The 21,304-nt window shown below is 34.9% G+C and carries 22 protein-coding genes and 1 riboswitch; of the genes, 12 read left to right on the top strand and 10 right to left on the bottom strand.

The window, feature by feature from the left end:
- Nucleotides 1–45 precede the first annotated feature (45 nt).
- From qoxD to AOB58_RS04720, 5 genes are all read right to left on the bottom strand, one after another.
- Nucleotides 46–336: a cytochrome aa3 quinol oxidase subunit IV gene (gene qoxD / locus AOB58_RS04740; protein WP_002508041.1), complete on the bottom strand. Its 291-nt coding sequence runs from the start codon at nucleotides 334–336 to the stop codon at nucleotides 46–48.
- Nucleotides 333–938 (bottom strand): cytochrome aa3 quinol oxidase subunit III, encoded by a 606-nt coding sequence (gene qoxC / locus AOB58_RS04735; protein ID WP_064783032.1) that lies wholly within the window; start codon nucleotides 936–938, stop codon nucleotides 333–335. Before qoxC ends, qoxD begins: the two co-directional genes overlap by 4 nt.
- The gene (gene qoxB, locus AOB58_RS04730; RefSeq protein WP_064783031.1) at nucleotides 928–2,916 is read right to left on the bottom strand and encodes a cytochrome aa3 quinol oxidase subunit I; all 1,989 of its coding nucleotides are present in this window, start codon (nucleotides 2,914–2,916) and stop codon (nucleotides 928–930) included. Before qoxB ends, qoxC begins: the two co-directional genes overlap by 11 nt.
- The gene (qoxA, locus tag AOB58_RS04725) at nucleotides 2,916–4,037 is read right to left on the bottom strand and encodes a cytochrome aa3 quinol oxidase subunit II (protein ID WP_046465172.1); all 1,122 of its coding nucleotides are present in this window, start codon (nucleotides 4,035–4,037) and stop codon (nucleotides 2,916–2,918) included. Before qoxA ends, qoxB begins: the two co-directional genes overlap by 1 nt.
- A gap of 270 nt (nucleotides 4,038–4,307) precedes the next feature.
- Nucleotides 4,308–4,625, bottom strand: a complete 318-nt coding sequence (locus AOB58_RS04720) for a DUF5011 domain-containing protein (protein ID WP_002508037.1) — start codon at nucleotides 4,623–4,625, stop codon at nucleotides 4,308–4,310.
- A 307-nt stretch (nucleotides 4,626–4,932) separates the two neighbouring features.
- On the opposite strand from AOB58_RS04720, the gene AOB58_RS04715 reads away from it, so the two are divergent.
- A complete protein-coding gene (locus tag AOB58_RS04715; protein WP_021338633.1) occupies nucleotides 4,933–5,157 on the top strand; it encodes a hypothetical protein in 225 nt (74 codons plus the stop codon).
- 179 nt (nucleotides 5,158–5,336) lie between these two features.
- On the opposite strand, the gene folD is transcribed toward AOB58_RS04715, so the two are convergent.
- Entirely contained in the window at nucleotides 5,337–6,194 is an 858-nt protein-coding gene (folD, locus tag AOB58_RS04710) for a bifunctional methylenetetrahydrofolate dehydrogenase/methenyltetrahydrofolate cyclohydrolase FolD (protein WP_021338634.1), read from the bottom strand.
- Nucleotides 6,195–6,397: 203 nt separating this feature from the next.
- Between folD and purE the strand changes: the two genes are divergently transcribed.
- From purE to purD, 11 genes are read left to right on the top strand one after another with little or no spacing between them, the layout of a single operon-like run.
- Nucleotides 6,398–6,880 carry a 5-(carboxyamino)imidazole ribonucleotide mutase gene (gene purE / locus AOB58_RS04705; protein ID WP_031265876.1) on the top strand — a complete coding sequence of 161 codons (483 nt, stop codon included), beginning with the start codon at nucleotides 6,398–6,400 and terminating at the stop codon, nucleotides 6,878–6,880.
- Nucleotides 6,867–8,000: a 5-(carboxyamino)imidazole ribonucleotide synthase gene (gene purK / locus AOB58_RS04700; RefSeq protein ID WP_021338636.1), complete on the top strand. Its 1,134-nt coding sequence runs from the start codon at nucleotides 6,867–6,869 to the stop codon at nucleotides 7,998–8,000. Before purE ends, purK begins: the two co-directional genes overlap by 14 nt.
- Entirely contained in the window at nucleotides 8,000–8,701 is a 702-nt protein-coding gene (purC, locus tag AOB58_RS04695; protein ID WP_021338637.1) for a phosphoribosylaminoimidazolesuccinocarboxamide synthase, read from the top strand. Before purK ends, purC begins: the two co-directional genes overlap by 1 nt.
- Before the next feature lie 2 nt (nucleotides 8,702–8,703).
- Nucleotides 8,704–8,964, top strand: a complete 261-nt coding sequence (purS, locus tag AOB58_RS04690) for a phosphoribosylformylglycinamidine synthase subunit PurS (RefSeq protein WP_002508031.1) — start codon at nucleotides 8,704–8,706, stop codon at nucleotides 8,962–8,964.
- Nucleotides 8,964–9,635: a phosphoribosylformylglycinamidine synthase I gene (purQ, locus tag AOB58_RS04685; protein ID WP_046465174.1), complete on the top strand. Its 672-nt coding sequence runs from the start codon at nucleotides 8,964–8,966 to the stop codon at nucleotides 9,633–9,635. Before purS ends, purQ begins: the two co-directional genes overlap by 1 nt.
- Nucleotides 9,628–11,817 (top strand): phosphoribosylformylglycinamidine synthase subunit PurL, encoded by a 2,190-nt coding sequence (gene purL, locus AOB58_RS04680; protein WP_046465175.1) that lies wholly within the window; start codon nucleotides 9,628–9,630, stop codon nucleotides 11,815–11,817. The genes purQ and purL overlap by 8 nt, the downstream gene beginning before the upstream one ends.
- Nucleotides 11,796–13,283 carry an amidophosphoribosyltransferase gene (gene purF, locus AOB58_RS04675; RefSeq protein WP_021338640.1) on the top strand — a complete coding sequence of 496 codons (1,488 nt, stop codon included), beginning with the start codon at nucleotides 11,796–11,798 and terminating at the stop codon, nucleotides 13,281–13,283. The genes purL and purF overlap by 22 nt, the downstream gene beginning before the upstream one ends.
- Nucleotides 13,276–14,304, top strand: a complete 1,029-nt coding sequence (purM, locus tag AOB58_RS04670) for a phosphoribosylformylglycinamidine cyclo-ligase (protein WP_046465176.1) — start codon at nucleotides 13,276–13,278, stop codon at nucleotides 14,302–14,304. The genes purF and purM overlap by 8 nt, the downstream gene beginning before the upstream one ends.
- Nucleotides 14,305–14,306: 2 nt before the next feature.
- Nucleotides 14,307–14,873 (top strand): phosphoribosylglycinamide formyltransferase, encoded by a 567-nt coding sequence (gene purN / locus AOB58_RS04665; protein ID WP_064783030.1) that lies wholly within the window; start codon nucleotides 14,307–14,309, stop codon nucleotides 14,871–14,873.
- A gap of 16 nt (nucleotides 14,874–14,889) precedes the next feature.
- Complete coding sequence (gene purH / locus AOB58_RS04660; RefSeq protein ID WP_064783029.1) at nucleotides 14,890–16,368, top strand: bifunctional phosphoribosylaminoimidazolecarboxamide formyltransferase/IMP cyclohydrolase; 1,479 nt, start codon at nucleotides 14,890–14,892, stop codon at nucleotides 16,366–16,368.
- A gap of 23 nt (nucleotides 16,369–16,391) precedes the next feature.
- Nucleotides 16,392–17,630 carry a phosphoribosylamine--glycine ligase gene (gene purD, locus AOB58_RS04655; RefSeq protein WP_021338643.1) on the top strand — a complete coding sequence of 413 codons (1,239 nt, stop codon included), beginning with the start codon at nucleotides 16,392–16,394 and terminating at the stop codon, nucleotides 17,628–17,630.
- 147 nt (nucleotides 17,631–17,777) lie between these two features.
- Here the strand turns inward: purD and AOB58_RS04650 are convergent, their stop codons facing one another.
- The 4 genes from AOB58_RS04650 to graF form a co-directional block, all read right to left on the bottom strand.
- Nucleotides 17,778–18,584, bottom strand: a complete 807-nt coding sequence (locus AOB58_RS04650; protein ID WP_021338644.1) for an energy-coupling factor transporter transmembrane component T family protein — start codon at nucleotides 18,582–18,584, stop codon at nucleotides 17,778–17,780.
- Nucleotides 18,577–19,998 carry an ABC transporter ATP-binding protein gene (locus tag AOB58_RS04645; protein WP_021338645.1) on the bottom strand — a complete coding sequence of 474 codons (1,422 nt, stop codon included), beginning with the start codon at nucleotides 19,996–19,998 and terminating at the stop codon, nucleotides 18,577–18,579. Before AOB58_RS04645 ends, AOB58_RS04650 begins: the two co-directional genes overlap by 8 nt.
- A 12-nt stretch (nucleotides 19,999–20,010) precedes the next feature.
- Nucleotides 20,011–20,586, bottom strand: coding sequence for an ECF transporter S component (locus AOB58_RS04640; protein ID WP_002508020.1), 576 nt, complete (start codon nucleotides 20,584–20,586; stop codon nucleotides 20,011–20,013).
- Between the two features lie 87 nt (nucleotides 20,587–20,673).
- A riboswitch (TPP riboswitch) is annotated at nucleotides 20,674–20,775 on the bottom strand.
- A 301-nt stretch (nucleotides 20,776–21,076) separates the two neighbouring features.
- Nucleotides 21,077–21,211 (bottom strand): glycopeptide resistance-associated protein GraF, encoded by a 135-nt coding sequence (gene graF / locus AOB58_RS13625; RefSeq protein ID WP_002508019.1) that lies wholly within the window; start codon nucleotides 21,209–21,211, stop codon nucleotides 21,077–21,079.
- Nucleotides 21,212–21,304 lie beyond the last annotated feature (93 nt).

Here is a 21,304-nt window from a genome sequence, read left to right as displayed (position 1 = left end):
TAATAATAAAAAAAGACTTCTCTTTTAGAGAAGTCTTTTCTTGGATTATAAGTGAGCCGAGTGTCCACCTTGCATTACCCAATAAGTACCAATAACAGTAATTAAAGTAATGATAATCGCAAATATAACTTTAAATGCTTGTAAGTTTCCGTCTCTACCTTCAGTTAAGTGCATGAACATTAATAATTGAACTGCAGCTTGTATAAAAGCAAAACCAAAAATGATGGTAATCTTAACGTTAAGTTCCATAGATGTGTATAAAGTTACAAACACTGCTAATATTGTCAGAACGATTGAGGCAATAAAACCTACTGTGTGTTTTACTATTGTATTCATCCGCTAAACACCATCCCTATCATATATACGGCAGTGAAGATGAAGATCCATACAACATCTAAAAAGTGCCAATATAAACTTACTATAAATAATTTAGAAGCATTGTCTTTATTTAATCCTCGCATAGCTACTTGAATTAATAAGCAGATAATCCAGACGATACCTAACGATACGTGGGCACCATGTGTTCCTAATAGTATAAAGAAACTAGACCAATAAGAACCAATAGAAAGGTTAACACCTTCATGTACATAGTGTATGAATTCATAGATTTCAAAGCCCACGAATACGACACCTAATAATACAGTGATAATCATCCAAATCATCATTAATTTTTCTTTTTCTTTTCTCATGTAGTAAATTGCAATACCACATGTATAAGAACTAATCAATAAAGCGAATGTCATTATCAAAACGAGGGGCAATTCAAATAACTCGGTAGTCATTTTACCACCATAATCGCCACCACGTTGCAGTGTTAGTAACGCTGCAAACAACGTACCAAATAATGAGAATTCAGCTGTAAGGAAAATCCAAAAGCCAAGCTTATTTAATTCACCTTCATGCGAACGTTGATCAATTGTGTTTGCATCATGACTCATGACTTACAGCCTCCTTTTCTTTTATTCGTGCTTCACGTAAACGTTTTTCAGTTTCAATTACTTCAGAAACTGGAATATGATAACCGTGATCTACTTGGAAACTACGGTAAATCATAGTTCCGAAAATACCAATTAAACAAAGAATAGCCGGTAGCATTGTTTCAAAGACTAGGAAGAAACCACCAATAGTGAAGAATATTCCCATCCAAAAACCAACTGGCGTATTATTCGGCATGTGGATATCTGTGTAATTATGGTTATCTAAATAATGACGACCATGTTCTTTCATATCAACAAATGTATCGTAGTCGTTCCAGTCTGGTGTGATAGCAAAGTTGTATTTAGGTGGCATTGCAGCTGCAGTTGACCATTCTAAAGTACGACCTAAGCCATCCCAATTATCACCAGTTGCTTCACGTGGTGCTTTGAAGAAGCTGTAAACAATACTTGCGACTAAGAACATAAAGCCTAATGCCATTAATAGGGCACCGAAAGTTGAAATTACGTTTAGTAACCACCAACCATCTTCAGGCATATAAGTGTATAAACGACGTGGCATACCATCAAGACCTAGTATGTATTGAGGTATGAAACAAATGTTGAAACCAATTACAAAGAACCAGAAACACCATTTATTTAATGTCTCGTTCAGCTTAAATCCAGTCATCTTAGGCCACCAGAATATTAAAGCTCCTAGACAGGCAAATACAACCCCCGCTACTAATGTGTAGTGGAAATGGGCTACTAAGAAGTACGTGTTGTGGTATTGGTAATCTGCTGCTGCCATAGAAAGCATAATACCAGTTACCCCACCAATTAAGAAGTTAGGTATGAATCCTAATGCGAATAGCATTGGTGATTCAAAGGTAATACGACCTTGGTAAAGCGTGAACAACCAGTTAAATATTTTGACACCGGTTGGTATACCAATAAGCATTGTTGAAATCGAGAAGAATGAGTTAATTAATGCACCATTACCCATTGTGAAGAAATGGTGAACCCAAACTAAGAAACTTAAGAATGCGATACCTGCAGTCGCCCAAACCATACTTTGGTGACCAAATAGGCGTTTACGCGCAAACGTTGGAATGATTTCAGAGTATATACCGAATGCTGGTATGATAACGATGTATACTTCGGGGTGCCCCCATACCCAGAAGAAGTTAGCCCAAAGCATTGGCATACCACCATTAGCAACTGTAAAGAATGCTGTACCGAATATATTATCGGTTGTAAATAGTGCTAATGCTACTGTTAGTACTGGGAAAGCCAAGATAACGATTAAAGCTGTAATGAAAGTAGTAATCGTAAACATTGGCATTTCCATAAATTTCATTGTAGGTGTTTTCATTCTAAGTATAGTTACAAAGAAGTTAATACCTGTCATTAGTGTACCGATACCAGAAATCTGTATTGCAATTAAGTAATAATTGACACCTGGCCCGGGACTGAATTCGCCTGCGAGTGGTGCATAGTTAGTCCAACCAGCAGCAGGTGAGCCTCCGATTATAAATGACAGGTTGAATAAAATCATACCTGAGAAGAATAACCAGAAACTTACGCTATTTAATACAGGGAATGCAACGTCTCGAGCACCAATTTGTAAAGGTACAATGACATTCCATAAACCAAATATGAAAGGCATTGCCATAAAGATAATCATGATAACACCGTGTGTACTAAAAACTTCGTTATAGTGATTTGAGTCCAAGAACGTATTGTTAGGAATCGCTAATTGTGTACGCATCATTAATGCGTCAATACCACCACGAACGAACATTAATACGGCACAGATTAAGTACATTGCCCCGATTTTCTTATGGTCGACAGATGTGAACCATTCTCTGTATAAATATTTCCATAATTTAAAATAAGTAATTACTGCGATTAGTCCAATGATTCCAAATGGGGCACCGATTTGTGCCATTGTAATCATCCAAGAACCTTCAACAAGTAATTGATCCCATGGAAAATTCATTAATGTCCACCTCCAGATTCATGCTCTTTTTTCTCTATTTCAGATACTTTTTCGTCTTTAGCACCTTTAGAGATTTTGTCCATTTCCTCGACGTTATGTTTTTCTTCGTCTTTGAATTCACTGTTGTATGGTTCATCGTTGCCAAGAATCATGGCTTTCATACCATGTCTCTCATAGTTCGCATTTGTGATTTGCGGTTTACGTGCAGGTTGATCAGGTTCATCTAACACATCTTCAGTTAATTCTTCTTCAGTGTTAAAGTTCGGATCTTTCTGTACGTAATTGAAGCGATCATAAGCGTGGAAAATATACTCAGGATCTGCTGCAGGATCAACAAATGCTAGATGGGTACCACTGAAAGTTAACTCTTCATTTTCAGTAGTTGGTAAAAGTTGCTTATCAAATGTATCTTGATCTAACTCTTTTTTACTTTGAGCATCTTTGACCCAATCGTTAAATTCACTTTGACTTACTGAGTTAACATCGAAAGTTTGACGAGAAAAACCTTCACCATTGAAGTTTGAGTTACGTCCACGGAACGTACCTTCTTCACTGGATGTTAATGTCCAGTCCATCGTCATACCTGTCATCGCGTATTTCTGACCACCAAGTTGTGGTATCCAGAAACTTGTCATCATATCCATTGATTGGAGTTTGAAAACAACTGGACGATCTTTCGGTATTGTTAAGTGATTAACAGTTTCAATTTTTTCTTCAGGATAACTAAAGAACCACTTGTAACCAGCACTTGTAGCATAAACTACAATTGGATCATCCTCTTTGTCTGGTGTTTCCTCATACATGTAAAGTGATTTAACCGTTGGAATGGCTATAGCAATTACAATGAGAATTGGAATAATGAACCAGATCGATTCAAGTAAAAAACTATGATGCATCTTTCCTGTTTCCTCTGTTTTGCCCATTCTATATTTGAATAGAAAGACTGTGAACAAGAGAATTACAGCGACAACTATAGCAAGCATGAAGATGATTGAATAGATAATCAAGAACTTCGTATCACTTGCCATTGGCCCTTTTGGGTTTAAAACTTCTACATTCTCACAACCACTAAGTAAAATTAGCGAGCCAAAGAGTAGAAGCAAAGACTTAAATTTTGACACTTTTTTGACCTCCTAATACTACAATTGTAGGGCTTAACATCAATTTTAAGATATTACGCAATTATTACAAGTGTTTGTGCGAAAAAAATTATTGTAAAATTAAAAGAAACCCAACAGAACCAATGTCTGACGGGCTTTTAAAGATTTGTTAAAATTATGTGTACATTTTGTGAAAAGTGTCATAATTAAGTCGAAAGGGTAATTTTGTCTTAAAAATTGTGATAATCGTTATCATTTACGATTTTTGAGACTATGTATGAAACCTAGGTGTTACTTAACTTCAACATAACGTATAGATTTTTTTACAGCACCATTTGAATCTTCAACTTTGTATTCAACTTTATACTTTCCAGTTTTATTTGTATTTATATCTCCATCAACGGTAATTTTATGAGTTAAATCGCCATCTTCTTTATCAAAGGCACTTACACCATTAAGTAAATTGTAATCGTCACCTTTTTCGATGATTGTATCATTTGTACCTTTTAGTTCTGGTGTTGAATTATCAGTAGCTTCTGCACTTAAGTTAGGTGACACAAGTGTTGCAGATACGCCTAACGCTGATAATGACTGTATTAGTTTATTCATAACGTTAACCTCCGTATGACCGTCATTTGTTTTATTCAACTATACTATACTTTAAATGAGTTTAGAATACATCGTACTATAGTCTTAATATAACCTATGACTTTGAATCTAGCTGTAATTTTCAGTAAACATTTAGTAAATTGAACGTTCTGCGAGTTTTGACATAACAAACTTCAAATAATATTAAATTTAATTCGAAATTCTTGGGGAGGGTTTTAACTGAAAATGAAAAATGTCATTGAAAGATCTCTGTCATTTTTATATTTGGACAATATATTATTATAGATGTAGAAAGTGGAAAATTGGAATGTCATGTAAAAGACACTATTTATATAGTAGAAGGTGGTCTAAATTATTCACATTTACAGTAAAAAGAGATGTTGATAATGATTATGAAGGTGGAGTTTCTTCAATAATAGTTGATAAATTTAAAGTAGGTAAGTTTATTTCAAGAGATTCAGAAATATATGGAGGAAGTTTTTTCTTAAAATCTATTATCACAACTTTACGACAAAAAGGTATAAATGGATAGAAAATAAAGTTCGAATCATTTATACCCAAAATAAGTACTGGTGTGAAATTATTATTTAGATGAAGTATTTGAATTTTGAATATTTTATAAAAAGAGAGGTTAGATTTCACATTGTGACATCTAACCTCTCTTTATTTAAATATTAATTGTAACAATACGTAATAATTATTCTAGAATGATTATTCAATACCTCTACGCATTTTTTCCGCCATAAGCGTATTATTTAAAACCATAGTAATAGTCATTGGGCCAACGCCACCAGGAACTGGAGTAATTGCGCCTGCAACTTCTTTTACTTCATCATAAGCAATATCACCTTTTAATTTACCATTTTCGTCTGGTGTGTTACCAACATCAATTACAACTGCGCCTTCTTTGACATCTTCTTTTGTAACTAATCCCGGACGACCAACAGCACTAACGATGACATCAGCATTTTTTAAATAACTTTGCATATCCTTAGTTCTTGAATGAAGAATCGTAACAGATGCATTTTTTTGTAATAACAATTTAGATACTGGTTGTCCTACGATATGACTACGTCCGATAACAACTGCATCTTTACCTTCTAAATCAATATCAGCATGATTTAATAATTCCATAATGCCTAAAGGTGTACATGGAACGAAAGTTTGTTGGTCTATATAAAGTTTACCAATATTTTCAGGGTGGAAGCCATCCACATCTTTTGTTGGATCTATAGATTCTATAACTTTTTGTTCACTTACTTGTTTTGGTAAAGGTACTTGTACTAATATACCGCTCACAGTATCATCTTCATTTAAACGTTTAAGTTCGTTTAGAACGTCTGCTTCAGATGTTGATTCATCTAAATGTACGATTTCAGAAATCATACCAATTTTTTCTGCTGCTTTCTTTTTAGAATTTACATAACTTTGACTTGCACCATCGTTACCTACAAGTATTACAGATAGTTTAGGTGTGTAACCCTTAGATTGCAAAGCTTCAACTTGATCTTTAAGACCTTGTCTGTAATCTTTTGCAATTTGTTTCCCGTCTAAAATTTTAGCGACCATGAAAAATCCTCCTCCAATGTGTGTACTTTACTTAACTTTAACATAAAAAACTCGATGAATAACAACCAAAAGACGTAGATTGAATCATTTTTTTGATTTAAAGTTCGATTTTTGATTGAAAAACCATCGTTTAGTTGTTATGCTATATCTGTAATATACATCTAATAGTAGTATCATTTCAAATTTCTGAAAGGGTGTTCATTGTGAAAGTGGTAGTTATAATGGGGAGTTCTTCTGATTGGGAGACAATGAAAGAAAGTTGTCTTATGCTAGACCAATTAGAAATTCCTTATGATAAAAAAGTAGTCTCAGCGCATCGTACGCCACAATTAATGTTTGAATTTTCTAAAGAAGCAAGAGAAAAAGGATATGATGTCATTATTGCTGGAGCAGGTGGTGCGGCACATTTACCAGGTATGGTAGCATCAATGACAACATTACCCGTGATTGGGGTACCAATCGAGTCAAAAAGTTTAAAAGGATTAGATTCGCTATTATCTATCGTTCAAATGCCAGGAGGTATACCAGTAGCAACAACTGCGATAGGCAAAGCTGGTGCCAAAAATGCAGGCGTGTTAGCGGCTAGGATTTTAAGTATTGGCAATAAAACAGTCCAAAAGAATTTGGAAAATTTCGAAAAAACATTAGTTGAGAAAGTGAGTGAAATGCAACATGAGCTTCAGTAAATTAAAATTCGGTTCGACTATTGGAATTATTGGCGGAGGTCAGCTAGGTAAAATGATGGCACAATCTGCCCAAAAAATGGGATTTAAAGTCATTGTACTTGATCCTGATCAAGAATGCCCATGTCAATATGTTGCACATGAATTTATTAATGCCGCTTACGATAATCAAGAAGCTTTAAATCAACTTGGTGAATCATCGGACGTCATTACTTACGAATTTGAAAACATTTCAGCAAGTCAATTACAAACATTAGTTTCAAAATATAATGTTCCTCAAGGTTATCAAGCAATTCAGTTACTACAAGACCGATTGACTGAAAAACAAACGTTGCAAGCAGCACAAACTCAAATTGCACCATTTGTTCAATTATCTGAACCGAGTGATTTGAATCAAGCAATTGAAAATATTGGTTATCCATTTATCGTAAAAACACGTTTCGGTGGTTATGATGGTAAAGGTCAAGTTTTGGTTAAAGACGCAACTTATATTGATGAAGCAAAGTCGCTTGTTGATAAACAAGAATGTGTAGCCGAACAATTTCTAGACTTACAAAAAGAAGTTTCACTTACAGTGACGATTGGCAATGATAACCAAATCACGTACTTTCCACTCCAAGAAAATGAACATCAACATCAAATACTTTTTAAAACAATTGTACCAGCCCGTACAGATATAGAAAAAGAACAAGAAGCACAAAATGAAGTTAAAAAAATTATTGATCACATCCATTTTGTAGGTACATTTACCGTTGAATTCTTCATCGATACACATAATCATTTATATGTTAATGAAATTGCACCGAGACCACATAATTCAGGACACTATTCAATAGAAGCATGTGATTACTCTCAATTTGATACACATATATTAGCAATTACAGGACAAAAGTTACCACAATCTATTGAATTGCTAAAACCTGCAGTAATGATGAATTTATTAGGTAGAGATTTAGATCTTTTAGAAGATCAATTTGCTGACCATCCAGATTGGCATGTGCATATATATGGTAAAAACACACGTAAATCAGATAGAAAAATGGGTCATTTAACTGTTTTAACTGATGATGTGACTCGTTCTGAAGAAATATTGTTAAACAGATTTGAAGGGAGATACAACTAATGTCTTTGTTATATGAAGGGAAAGCGAAAAGAATTTTCTCAACTGGAGAACCTGAAATACTACGCGTTGAATATAAAGATGAAGTGACAGCTGGAAATGGGGCGAAAAAAGATTTCATAGAAGGTAAAGGACGATTAAACAATCAAATTACTACTAGAATTTTTAATTTTATAAAAGCTCAAGGCGTGAATAGTCACTTTATTGAACAGACTTCTGAAACTGAACAACTTGTGAAATCGGTAGATATTATTCCTTTGGAAGTAGTAGTAAGAAATATTGCAGCTGGTTCTATAACAAAGAGATTAGGTTTTGAAAAAGGTCATGAATTTGATGCTCCACTCGTAGAGTTTTTCTATAAAAATGATGATTTAAATGATCCATTGATTACAGAAGATCATATTAAGTTATTACACATAGCAACAGATGATGAAATTGCAATTTTAAAAGAAGCAGCTAAAGAAATAAACGCGATACTTGTTCAATTAATGGATAAAATGGATTTAAGGTTAGTTGACTTTAAAATTGAATTTGGGCGTACGACAGATGGTCAAATTATATTAGCTGACGAAATTTCACCAGACACTTGTCGCATATGGGATAAACATAGCGATACAAATTTTGATAAAGATGTATATCGTGAAGACACGGGATCAATTATTGAAACATATCAAACTTTCTTAAATAAATTGGAGGCACTATAAAAATGAAAACAATCGAATTACACATCACTTTACAACCGCAAGTACTTGATACACAAGGACAAGCATTAAACCGCGCAGTACATGATTTAGGATATAAACAAGTGAACGATATTCGCGTAGGTAAAGTTTTATATATGACAATTGATGAAGCAACTGACGAAGCTGTACACAATGTGGTTACAACACTAAGTGAAAAATTATTTGCTAATACTGTAATTGAAGAATATAGTTACAAAGTTTTGGATGAAGGAGAGAAAGCTTAATGAAATTTGCAGTGTTGAAATTTCCAGGATCAAACTGTGACCGAGATATGTATAACGCGGCAGTGAAATCTGGTGTCCAAGCAGAATTTGTAGATTATAGAAATACTTCTTTAGAAGGGTTTGATGGTGTACTTATACCTGGCGGTTTCTCATTTGGAGATTATTTACGCTCAGGTGCGATGGCGAGTGTTGCACCGATTACTGAAGAAGTTAAACGTTTTGCAGATGAAGGGAAACCGGTTTTAGGTGTATGTAATGGTTTTCAAATTTTGACTGAAATTGGACTGTTACCAGGTGCATTATTGCATAACGACTCGCATTTATTTGTGAGCCGTAATGAAACTTTAAAAGTTGTAAATAATAAAACGATGTATACCAATTTATATGAAGCAAATGAAGAAGTAATTTATCCAGTTGCACATGGTGAAGGGCACTATTATTGTACACCAGAAATGTATGAAGCATTAGAAGCCAACAATCAAATTGTTTTAAAATATCTGGACAATCCGAATGGTTCGTATAATGACATAGCCGGAATTATTAACGAAAAAGGAAATGTATGCGGTATGATGCCACATCCAGAACGCGCAATTGAGTCAATTCTAGGCACTGATAGTGGAGTGAAATTATTTGAATCAATGGTAAATAGTTGGAGGGAACAAAATGTCTAAATTTTTAGAACCAAGCTCAGAGGAAATTAAATTAGAACGCTTATATAAAGATATGGGTTTAACTGATAAAGAATACGACAAAGTTTGTGAAATCTTAGGACGTGCACCTAATTTTACTGAAATAGGTATTTTTTCTGTAATGTGGAGTGAACATTGTTCATACAAACATTCAAAGCCATTTTTAACACAATTCCCAACTACTGGTAAACATGTATTAATGGGACCAGGTGAAGGCGCTGGTGTCGTGGATATTGGCGATGATCAAGCAGTAGTATTCAAAGTTGAATCACATAACCATCCTTCAGCAGTAGAACCTTATCAAGGCGCAGCTACAGGAGTGGGCGGCATCATTAGAGATATCGTTTCTATGGGTGCAAGACCTATCAATTTACTAAATAGTTTACGCTTTGGTGAATTAACAGAGAAACAAAATCGTCGTTTATTGCGTGGTGTTGTCGCTGGTATCGGTGGTTATGGTAACTGTATTGGTATTCCAACTACTGCAGGTGAAATTGAGTTCGATAGTAGATATGATGGCAACCCTTTAGTTAATGCTATGTGTGTAGGTGTAATCGACCACGACATGATTCAAAAAGGGACTGCAAAAGGTGAAGGCAACCCAGTGATTTATGTTGGATTAAAAACTGGCCGCGATGGTATTCATGGTGCTACATTTGCTTCTGAAGAACTAAGTGAAGATAGCGAAAGCAAACGACCATCTGTTCAAATTGGTGATCCATTTGTGGGTAAAAAACTAATGGAAGCAACACTTGAAGCAATTACATTTGACGAACTTGTGGGGATACAAGATATGGGTGCAGCCGGACTTACTTCTTCATCTTCAGAGATGGCAGCAAAAGGTGGCAGTGGTTTACACCTTAAACTTGAAAATGTACCAACTAGAGAAGAAGGCATTTCACCATATGAAATGATGCTCTCTGAAACGCAAGAACGTATGCTACTTGTTGTTGAAAAAGGTACAGAGGATAAATTTTTGGAATTATTCGACAAGCATGAATTAGATAGTGCAGTAATTGGTGAAGTGACAAATACAGACCGTTTTGTTCTTACTTATGAAGACGAAGTATATGCTGACATACCAGTACAACCGTTATCAGACGAAGCACCTGTATACACTCTAGAAGGTGAAGCACCAGAATATAGTACAGCAAAAAATGATTATAGCAATATTGATGTGGAAAATGTGTTTGACCAATTACTACAACATCCTACAATTGCATCAAAGCGTTATTTATATGAACAATATGACCAACAAGTCGGTGCAAATACCATTGTAAAACCGGGTTTGCAATCATCTGTAGTACGTGTTGAAGGTACAAATAAAGCTATTGCATCCACAATTGATGGTGAAGCACGTTACGTATTTAATAATCCGTATGAAGGCGGAAAAATGGTCGTCGCTGAAGCATATCGCAATTTAATATCTGTAGGGGCTACACCATTAGCTATGACTGATTGTTTGAATTATGGTTCTCCAGAAAATAAAGAAATCTATCAACAACTTGCAGACTCAACAAAAGGTATGGCAGAAGCTTGTGAAGTCTTAAGTACCCCTGTCGTGTCTGGTAACGTGTCGTTATATAACGAAAATAGAGAAGCATCTATTTTCCCAACACCGGTTGTAGGTATGGTTGGATTAATTGAAGATATTCAATATCTAAATGAATTTACTCCGCATGCAGGAGATACTTTATACATTGTTGGTGAAACAAAAGACGATTTTGGCGGAAGTCAAATTGAGAAACTACTTTACAAAGAGGTCAATCATGAGTTTGAAGCGATTGATTTATCGGACGAAGTACGTAAAGGCGAATCTATTAAACAAGTAATTCGTAATGGTATTGCATCACATGTACAAACAGTTGGTAAGGGTGGATTACTAGTGACATTGGCTCGTATAAGTGCACATTACCAATTAGGTATGAACGTTAATTTAGATGTTACAAATGAACAACTTTTCAGTGAAACACAAGGTCGTTATGTTGTTGCAGTTAAAGAAGGTCAATCGTTCGATGTAGAAAACGCAGTAGAAATTGGTAAGTTAACTCAAGACAACCATTTCCTCGTATCAAACAAGGAAGTTCAAGTAACACGAGAAGTTAAAAATCTGAATGAATTATGGGAAGGGGCTATTCCTAAATGTATGACTACAGTGGATTAAATGAAGAGTGTGGTGTATTTGGAATTTGGGATCATCCGGAAGCTGCACAGTTAACATATATGGGGTTACACAGTTTACAACACCGTGGCCAAGAAGGCGCTGGTATCGTGTGTTCGGATGGCGAATCACTTGTTGGACAACGCGGTATGGGTTTACTTACTGAAGCAATTTCAGATACCCAACTTGAATCATTTAAATCCTATAAACATGCAATTGGTCATGTACGTTATGCCACTTCTGGTAATAAAGGAATAGAAAATATCCAACCGTTTTTATATCATTTTTATGATATGAGTGCCGCAGTTTGTCATAACGGTAATCTAATTAATGCACAAAGTTTAAAAAGATCGTTAGAACATCAAGGTTCTATTTTTCATTCTTCATCAGATACAGAAGTAATTATGCATTTAATACGTCGAAGCAAGGCACCAACCTTTGAAGATGCGCTTCAAGAAAGTTTGAGAAAAATCAAAGGTGGCTTTACTTTCGCATTATTAACGAAAGATGCGTTATATGGTGCAGTTGATCCTAATGCAATTCGCCCGTTAGTTGTAGGCAAAATGAAGACTGGTGCATATATCATTGCTAGTGAAACATGTGCGATTGATGTATTAGGCGCAGAATTTGTGCAAGATATTCATGCAGGTGAATATGTTGTGATTAATGACGAGGGTATTAGAGTAGAGTCTTATACAAGACATACGACAACTGCAATTTCAGCAATGGAATACATTTATTTCGCAAGACCTGATTCTACGATTGCTGGTAAAAATGTTCATGCGATTAGAAAACAATCAGGTAAACAGCTTGCCCAAGAAAGCCCAGCTGACAATGCTGACATGGTCATTGGTGTGCCAAACTCTTCTCTATCTGCGGCTTCAGGTTATGCAGAGGAAAGCGGATTACCTTATGAGATGGGACTTGTTAAAAATCAATACGTAGCACGTACATTTATTCAACCTACGCAAGAACTACGAGAGCAAGGCGTACGAGTTAAGCTGTCTGCAGTTAAAGATATCGTTCATAATAAAAATATTGTACTTGTTGATGATTCCATTGTAAGGGGTACGACAAGTAAACGCATTGTACAAATGTTAAAAGACGCTGGTGCAAATGAAGTGCACGTTCGTATTGCATCACCAGAGTTCATGTTCCCAAGTTTTTATGGTATAGATGTCTCGACTACAGCTGAATTGATTTCTGCGAATAAATCGCCTCAAGAAATTAGCGAGCATATTGGATCAGATTCCTTAGCATACTTAACTGTCGATGGACTTATTCAATCTATTGGACTGAATGAAGATGCACCATACAGTGGTTTATGTGTAGAAAGTTTTACTGGAGATTATCCAGCTGGACTTTATGACTATGAGTCTGACTATCTAGAGCATTTAAGTGAGCGTCAAAAGGAATATTTAGCAAATCATACACAATACTTTGATAAAGAGGGGAATTTAAATGTCTAAAGCATACCAACAAGCAGGTGTCGACATTAACGCAGGTTATGAAGCGGTAGATCGTATGTCGAGTCATGTCAAAAGAACGATGCGTAAGGAAGTACTTGGTGGACTTGGCGGTTTCGGCGCAACATTTGATTTGTCACAATTGAATATGAAAGCACCATTACTTGTTTCAGGAACTGATGGTGTTGGAACAAAGTTGAAATTAGCTATAGATAACAATAAGCACGATACAATAGGTGTCGATGCCGTTGCAATGTGTGTGAATGATATTTTAACAACCGGTGCAGAGCCACTTTATTTCTTAGATTATATCGCAACACATAAAGTTATTCCAGAAGTCGTTGAACAGATTGTCAAAGGGGTAAGCGATGGCTGTGAAGAAACAAACACTGCACTTATTGGTGGAGAAACAGCTGAAATGGGAGAAATGTATCACGAAGGAGAATATGATTTAGCAGGTTTTGCTGTAGGCGCTGTAGAAAAAGATGAATATATCGATGGTACTTCAGTAGCACCAGGACAAGTCATTATAGGTCTCGAATCTAGTGGTATTCATTCAAATGGTTATAGTTTAGTTAGAAATTTAATTAAAAAATCTGGCATTAACTTAAATGATAAGTTTGATGAACAACGCACATATCTAAATGTCTTTTTAGAACCTACACGCTTATATGTTAAACCAGTGCTTGCTGTCAAAGATGCAGTGAAAATCCATGCAATGACGCACATTACTGGCGGTGGTTTCTATGAAAATATTCCTAGAGCTTTGCCTGAAGGAGTTATGGCAAAAATTAATACGTCACAATTCCCAACGCCACCAATATTTGACTGGTTACAAGCACAAGGAGAAATCTCAACTGAAGAAATGTATAACGTTTTTAACATGGGTGTTGGCTTTACATTAATTGTAGACAAAGAAAATGAAGCAGCAGTGTTAAATATATTGAAACAACAACAAGTTAAGGCATACCAAATTGGTGAAATTGTTAAAGGTGATCAGCCAATTCAATTATTGGGGGTATAACTGTGACTAAAATAGCTATTTTTGCGTCAGGATCAGGCAGTAACTTTGAAAGCATCATGACTCAAATCGAAGAAGGTAATTTACCGAATATAGAAGTCACTGCCTTATATACAGACCAAGTAAATGCGTATTGCATTGAGCGTGCTAGAAAATATAATTTAGATGTTCATATCAATGAACTTAAAAATTTTCCTTCTAAAGCAGATTATGAGCGCAAAATTATCGAATGGCTTACTTCAGAACAAGTAGAATGGATTGTCCTAGCTGGTTATATGAAGCTGATTGGTGAAAATATATTAAAAGCATACAATAGACGTATTATTAATATACACCCTTCACTGTTACCTAAATATAAAGGTGAAGACGCAGTAGGCCAAGCTCTGGAGAGTGGCGACACGATTACAGGTACAACAGTGCATTATGTGGACAGTGGGATGGACACAGGAGAAATTATCGAACAATGGACATGTGATATATATACGGACGATACTAAAGAACAACTAGAAGAAAGAATTAAAGTGATGGAACATAAGTTATATCCGAAAGTGATATCCAAAATCATTCAATAAGAGGTGCCAATACAAAATGAAAAAAGCAATTTTAAGTGTGTCTAATAAAAGTGGTGTTGTGGCATTTGCCCAATCCTTAAACCAATTAGGGTATGAGTTATATTCTACAGGTGGCACGATGCAAGCTTTAGTAGAAGCAAATGTTCCAGTAAAATCAATTTCAGAATTAACACAATTTGAAGAAATTATGGATGGAAGAGTTAAAACATTACATCCATCTGTTCATGGTGGTATACTAGCTGATCGTGATAAGCCAGAGCATTTGCAACAATTAAAAGAGCAACATATTGATCTTATAGATATGGTTGTAGTTAATCTATATCCATTTAAAGAAACTGTAGCGAATCCTGACGTTACAGAAGGCGATGCAATTGAAAACATCGATATCGGTGGACCAACTATGTTACGTGCTGCAGCTAAAAACTTTAAGCACGTGACGACAGTCGTACATCCAGCAGATTATAATGAAGTTATCGAAAAATTGAAAAATGACGATTTGGATGAAGCGTACCGTAAGTCACTTATGATTAAAGTGTTTGATCACTCAAATCAATATGATGCAGCAATTGTTGAATTCTTTAAAAATAATAAAGAAAGTTTACGTTATGGCGAAAATCCACAACAATCAGCACAGTTTGTTCGTACATCTACTGCAGCGCACACACTTGGAGGCGCTAAACAGTTACATGGTAAACAATTAAGCTATAACAATATTAAAGATGCAGATGCAGCTTTATCACTTGTTAAGCAATTTGAACAACCAGCGGCAGTAGCGGTAAAACATATGAATCCTTGTGGTGTAGGTGTTGGCGAAACAATTAATGATGCTTATCAACATGCCTTTGAAGCGGATAGTCAATCTATTTTCGGTGGAATCGTTGCTTTAAATAGATCTGTAGATAGTACGTTGGCAGAAACTTTACATGAAATATTCTTAGAAGTTATCATTGCTCCAAAATACACACAAGAAGCATTAGACATTTTAAGTAAAAAGAAAAATATAAGACTTTTAGAAATTGATATGACGATTGATAATAGTGAACAAGAAGTCGTGTCTGTTTCAGGTGGTTATTTAGTACAAGATAAAGATAATGTGAAATTAACACGTGACGATATGAAAGTGGTTACGGAAGTTGAGCCTACTGAAGCACAATGGGATGCAATGTTATTAGGATGGAAAGTGGTTGCATCTGTGAAAAGTAACGCTGTCATTCTAAGTAATGCAAAACAAACAGTCGGTATTGGCGCAGGGCAAATGAACCGTGTTGGGTCAGCAGAAATCGCCATAGATCGTGCGATAGAAATGAATGATCAAGTTGCAATGGTATCAGATGGTTTCTTCCCAATGGATGATACAGTTGAATTAGCAGCTAAGTCAGGAATCAAAGCTATTATTCAACCAGGTGGATCAATTAAAGATCAAGCATCTATTGATATGGCGAACAAATATGGTATTGCAATGGTAACTACAGGCGTTCGACACTTTAAACATTAAGGGAATTGGAGGCAATATACTTTATGAAAGTACTTGTAATTGGTGCAGGTGGTAGAGAGCACGTAATAGCGCACAAACTAAAGCAATCACCACTTGTTAATGAAATATTTGCAATCCCAGGTAATGACGCAATGTCGAAAGTTGCACAGGTACATAGTGAAATAGCAGAAACAGAACATGAACAAATTGTAGCATTTGCACAACAACACGGTATTACATGGGCAATCATTGGCCCTGAGCAACCTTTAACAGAAGGGTTAACTGACAAATTAGAAGCTGCACAAATAAAAGTATTTGGACCTAATCGAGCAGCAGCACAAATAGAAGGTTCTAAATTATTTGCGAAAGAATTAATGAAAAAATATGATATTCCAACTGCTGAATATACTCAAATTACAAATAAGCAAGATGCATTAACTTATATTCAATCATGTGAATATCCAGTTGTATTGAAAAAAGATGGATTAGCAGCAGGTAAAGGGGTTATCATTGCGGAAAGTTATGAGGAAGCATTATCAGGTGTAGAAGAACTATACCAGGAAGAAGAAGGTATTGTGGTTTTTGAGCAATTTCTTGAGGGTGAAGAATTCTCGTTAATGACTTTCGTAAATAATGACTATGCTGTTCCGTTTGATTGCATAGCTCAAGACCATAAACGTGCGTTTGATGGTGACTTAGGCCCGAACACTGGAGGTATGGGTGCGTATTGTCCTGTGCCTCATATTGAGGATTCTATTATCAAACGAACAAATGATGAAATTGCACAGCCTATTGCAAAAGCATTGGTTAATGAAGGCTACTCATTTTTTGGTGTACTTTACATTGGAGCCATTATTACAGATGAAGGACCAAAAGTGATTGAGTTTAATGCACGTTTTGGCGATCCCGAAGCTCAAGTGCTTTTAACTCGTATGGAAAGTGATTTGATGCAGCATATTTTAGATTTAGAAGCTAAAAAACCAATCCAATTTCAATGGAAAGTAGATTCCGTAGTAGGTGTTATGCTTGCATCTAAAGGTTATCCAGCAAATTATGAAAAGGGTAAAACTGTTTCTGGCTTCGATTTAGATGGTCAATACTTTGTAAGTGGATTAAAAAAAGAACAAGATATATATGTGACATCTGGTGGCCGTGTCATTCTAGCTTTAGGTGAGGGAAAAGATATTGCAAGTGCAAAAGCTAAAGCGTATGAAGCAGTCGATAAAATTAAAAGCAATGCATTGTTTTATCGAAAGGATATTAGTGATAAAGCACTTAAATAGCAATTAAAGTAATTTACAAATGATTATTTTGAATTATATAAATGTAATCAAGAAAATTGAATTAGCTATCAAAAAAACGTTAAGACAAAATGGTTTAAGTTTTGTCTTAACGCTTTTTTATTTAAATTATATGGATAGTAAAGTGATTCAGTAAATACTTGAAATACGCACATCATTAATTCCTGTGATTGGAATATATTGTGCTAGGAAATATGCAACGATTAAAATAGAACTTACAACTACGATTAATAAAAGATCTTTATACGAGAAAGGTGCATAATAATAGTATGTTCTAGGTCCGTCTTTAAATCCTTTTTTCTCCATAGCAACTGACAATTGATGTGCTTTTCTAATGTTTTGACTTAGTAGCGGTATTACAAGGTGTTTTAAACGTTGAAACCCTCTATAATTACGTGAATCAATCATTTGATAGCGCATTTTCAATGATTTTCTGAGTTCGAACAATGAAGTGAACATCAAAGGTACCATTCTAATTGCTGCCATAAAGGCATAAGCTACTTTAGGTTTAACTTTGAGATGTTGCATAAGACTATAGAAAATCATGACGATTTGTGATGTGAAGGCAATTAAAATTCCAAAAAGAGAAACTGTTGTCGTACGCATTGCTAAATGTAGACCACGATATAAACTTTCGGTAGTAATTTGAATAAAGCCTAGCTTAAATATCGTGTGTGTCCCATCACCATAAAAAATCATGAATAAAGCAGATATCAAACTAAAAGTGACAGTAAAGAGTATGAAAACAAAAGTGACCTTGAATTTCAATCCATTAAATAAAAGTAGAAATATCAACATTAATAACGTTATATAGAGCATATAATCAAATTGATGTACAAAGATTACAAAGAAAAACAAAATGACTGCAATTGCTAATTTAGTAATAATGTTGACGTCATCAACAAATGAATAGTGTTTTTTCCACATCTCAAACATAAGTATCACCCTTTAATTCAGTTAATTGATGTTGATCGACATGGAGTCTACGGGTCGGATACCGTGCAATAATTTCTGAATCATGCGTCACCATTACAATCGTTTGTCCATTTTGTATACGGTTTTGGAATAATTTAATAAGGTTAAATGTATTATGACTATCGAGACCAAAGGTAGGTTCATCAAGTAAAATAAAGTCAGAAGATGAACTTAGTGCAATAGCAACGCTTAGACGTCTTTTTTGGCCTGTAGACAGTTCAAATGGATGCTGTGTTTTAACGGCTTGTAAATTTAGTATTTCAAGCATGTTTTGAGTCTCTCGCTCAGCTTCAACAGTTGAACGGTTTTTATTCTTATATTGAATGTAAATTTCATCATATACAGAATGTGTAATAAATTGTAATTCTGGGTTTTGGTAAACTAAATACATATGCTTTGCGGCGGTTTTAATTTTTGATAGAGTATGATTGTTAAAATACATTTTTCCGTCATATTTAATTAGTTGCATCATCGATTCTAATAAGGACGTTTTGCCACTACCATTTGAGCCAGTAATGGTAATCCATTCGCCAGCATAAATGTTTAATTCTGATATGTTGATCAGTTGCTGTTTACCTCGTTTAATCAAACCGTTTTTAAATTTAAAGCTATCATCTGATTGTTGTGTAGTTGCATCATTTTGTGTTTTTGATGATGGTGGGGCGTATTGCCAAGCATTAGGATGCCAGACACCATATTCTGTTAATAGATGCTCATAGTCATGCAATATCTTATTAGGAGGTGCATCGGCTATTATGGCACCATCATAATTTAATAGAATGACACGATCAACATGTTGCCAAATATGTTCTACTTTGTGTTCTACAATTAACACAGTTTGGTCATGCCAGAATGATTTTATTTTTTGCCATAAATCCGCAGTTGCATCCACATCTAGCATTGCTGTTGGTTCATCTAAGAATAGGGTGTTTGCTTGTTGTAACAAAGTTTCTGCAATTGCTAATTTTTGCTTCATTCCACCACTCAATTGATTAATATGTTGATTTTCATCGACATTTAAATCTACTGCTGACAAGGCAGATTGAATTCGGCTTTCCATTTCATCACGTGGTACGCGCAAATTTTCTAAAACAAAAGCCAGTTCCTCATATACTTTAGGCATACAAAATTGAGTGTCTGGATCTTGAAAAATAACGCCACAATCTTCTTCAATTTGTAATTCATCATATTTCATAGGTAAATCAATTAGATTAGGAACGATACCACTTAAAACGTTTAATAACGTACTTTTACCTGAACCAGAAGGACCTAAGAGCAACACTTTTTCTTTGTTTTTTATATGAAGTGTTAAATTATCAAATATTTTATTATTACTGTTAGGGTATTTTAAGCGTAAATTTTTTGTGACTATCAACTTTATTGCTCCTTATAAATTGTCATAATCGCTCTGAGTTGCAGGTCTGAATAATTTAGTGACACCGGTTTGATCTAAGGCTTTTACAATATAGTAAGATAAAAGTCCAGCCACAACAATTCCACTTATAAGTCGAAATACGATATATAGCATAAGGTTCCAACCAGCTATTTCACCGAGATAACCGTAAGCAAAATCCAAGGGTAAAGTAGATACTGAGGCTAAGAAACCGGCCAACATTGCAACCATTGCTGAGCGAGATTTATATCTGAAAAGTGCAAAGATAAGTTCACATGCTAAACCTTGTATTAAAGCATAAATCATTGTAGCGATATCAAAACGGCCCATAACGATGGTTTCGCCGGCACCTGCAGCAAATTCAGCTAAAATAGCAATGCCTGCTTTAGGAATAATAAGATAAGCTACTATAGCTGCCATAAACCAAGCGCCGTAAGTTAGTTCTTCAAAATGTAGACCTGTAACTTGTAACGCTTTATAGACAAAATTCCAAATATTATAAATGACAGCGAAAACTACTGCTATTAATACAGTTACCAGTATCTCAGAAAGTTTTAATCCTTTGGACATATATATACTCCTCCTATATAAAAAAACGCACAACCTTCTAGAAAGGTGCGCGTTAAATACAGGCATACGGATACCATTTTTTTATAAAAGTATCGCAGTACACTTTCCTACGCTAGTTTAATCTAGATCAGGTTCAAAGGGTTTGAGGGTATACCTCATCTCAGTCACTAAACACCCCTAGTGCGAATGATTATTTAATTTAACTCTAATGTATGATTTTTAATCACTTCTGTCAAGGTTGTAAATGAAATTAATCAAAAATATTATGTATTCAAAATATATTGAGCCTTTCACTATATAAAACACTGTAAATGATTTAAGTTAGACGAAAGGTGAGGGAAGATGACATAAAACTAAAAAAGAGAGCGAAACAGTAATCAAAAATTGACTCTGTAATCTCGCTCCCACAAAGTAGAATAGCTATCAGATAACTACTACTAGTATAATAATTAAGTCTGATACGTTTATATACGTCTAATTTACGCTTTAATTAATCAAATGTATCTTGAATATTTTTTTGCGTTTCTTCGCTATTTTCTTCAGACGAATCTTTTTCATCTTTTAATTTATCTTCAGTTTCTTTAGCTTTTTCAGCTGCTTTTTTATTTAATTCTTCTTTACTCATAAACAAAACACTCCTTCATGTTTTAATCATCTATACAATATAAATACCACGAAGAAAAAGAGGTAAACAAAAGTACTTAAAAAATGAAGGATA

The sequence above is a fragment of the Staphylococcus sp. AntiMn-1 genome (genome assembly GCF_001663395.1).
Taxonomy (GTDB): domain Bacteria; phylum Bacillota; class Bacilli; order Staphylococcales; family Staphylococcaceae; genus Staphylococcus; species Staphylococcus equorum.
Note: the sequence above shows the minus strand (reverse complement) of the source record. Positions and strands in the feature narration are given on the sequence as shown.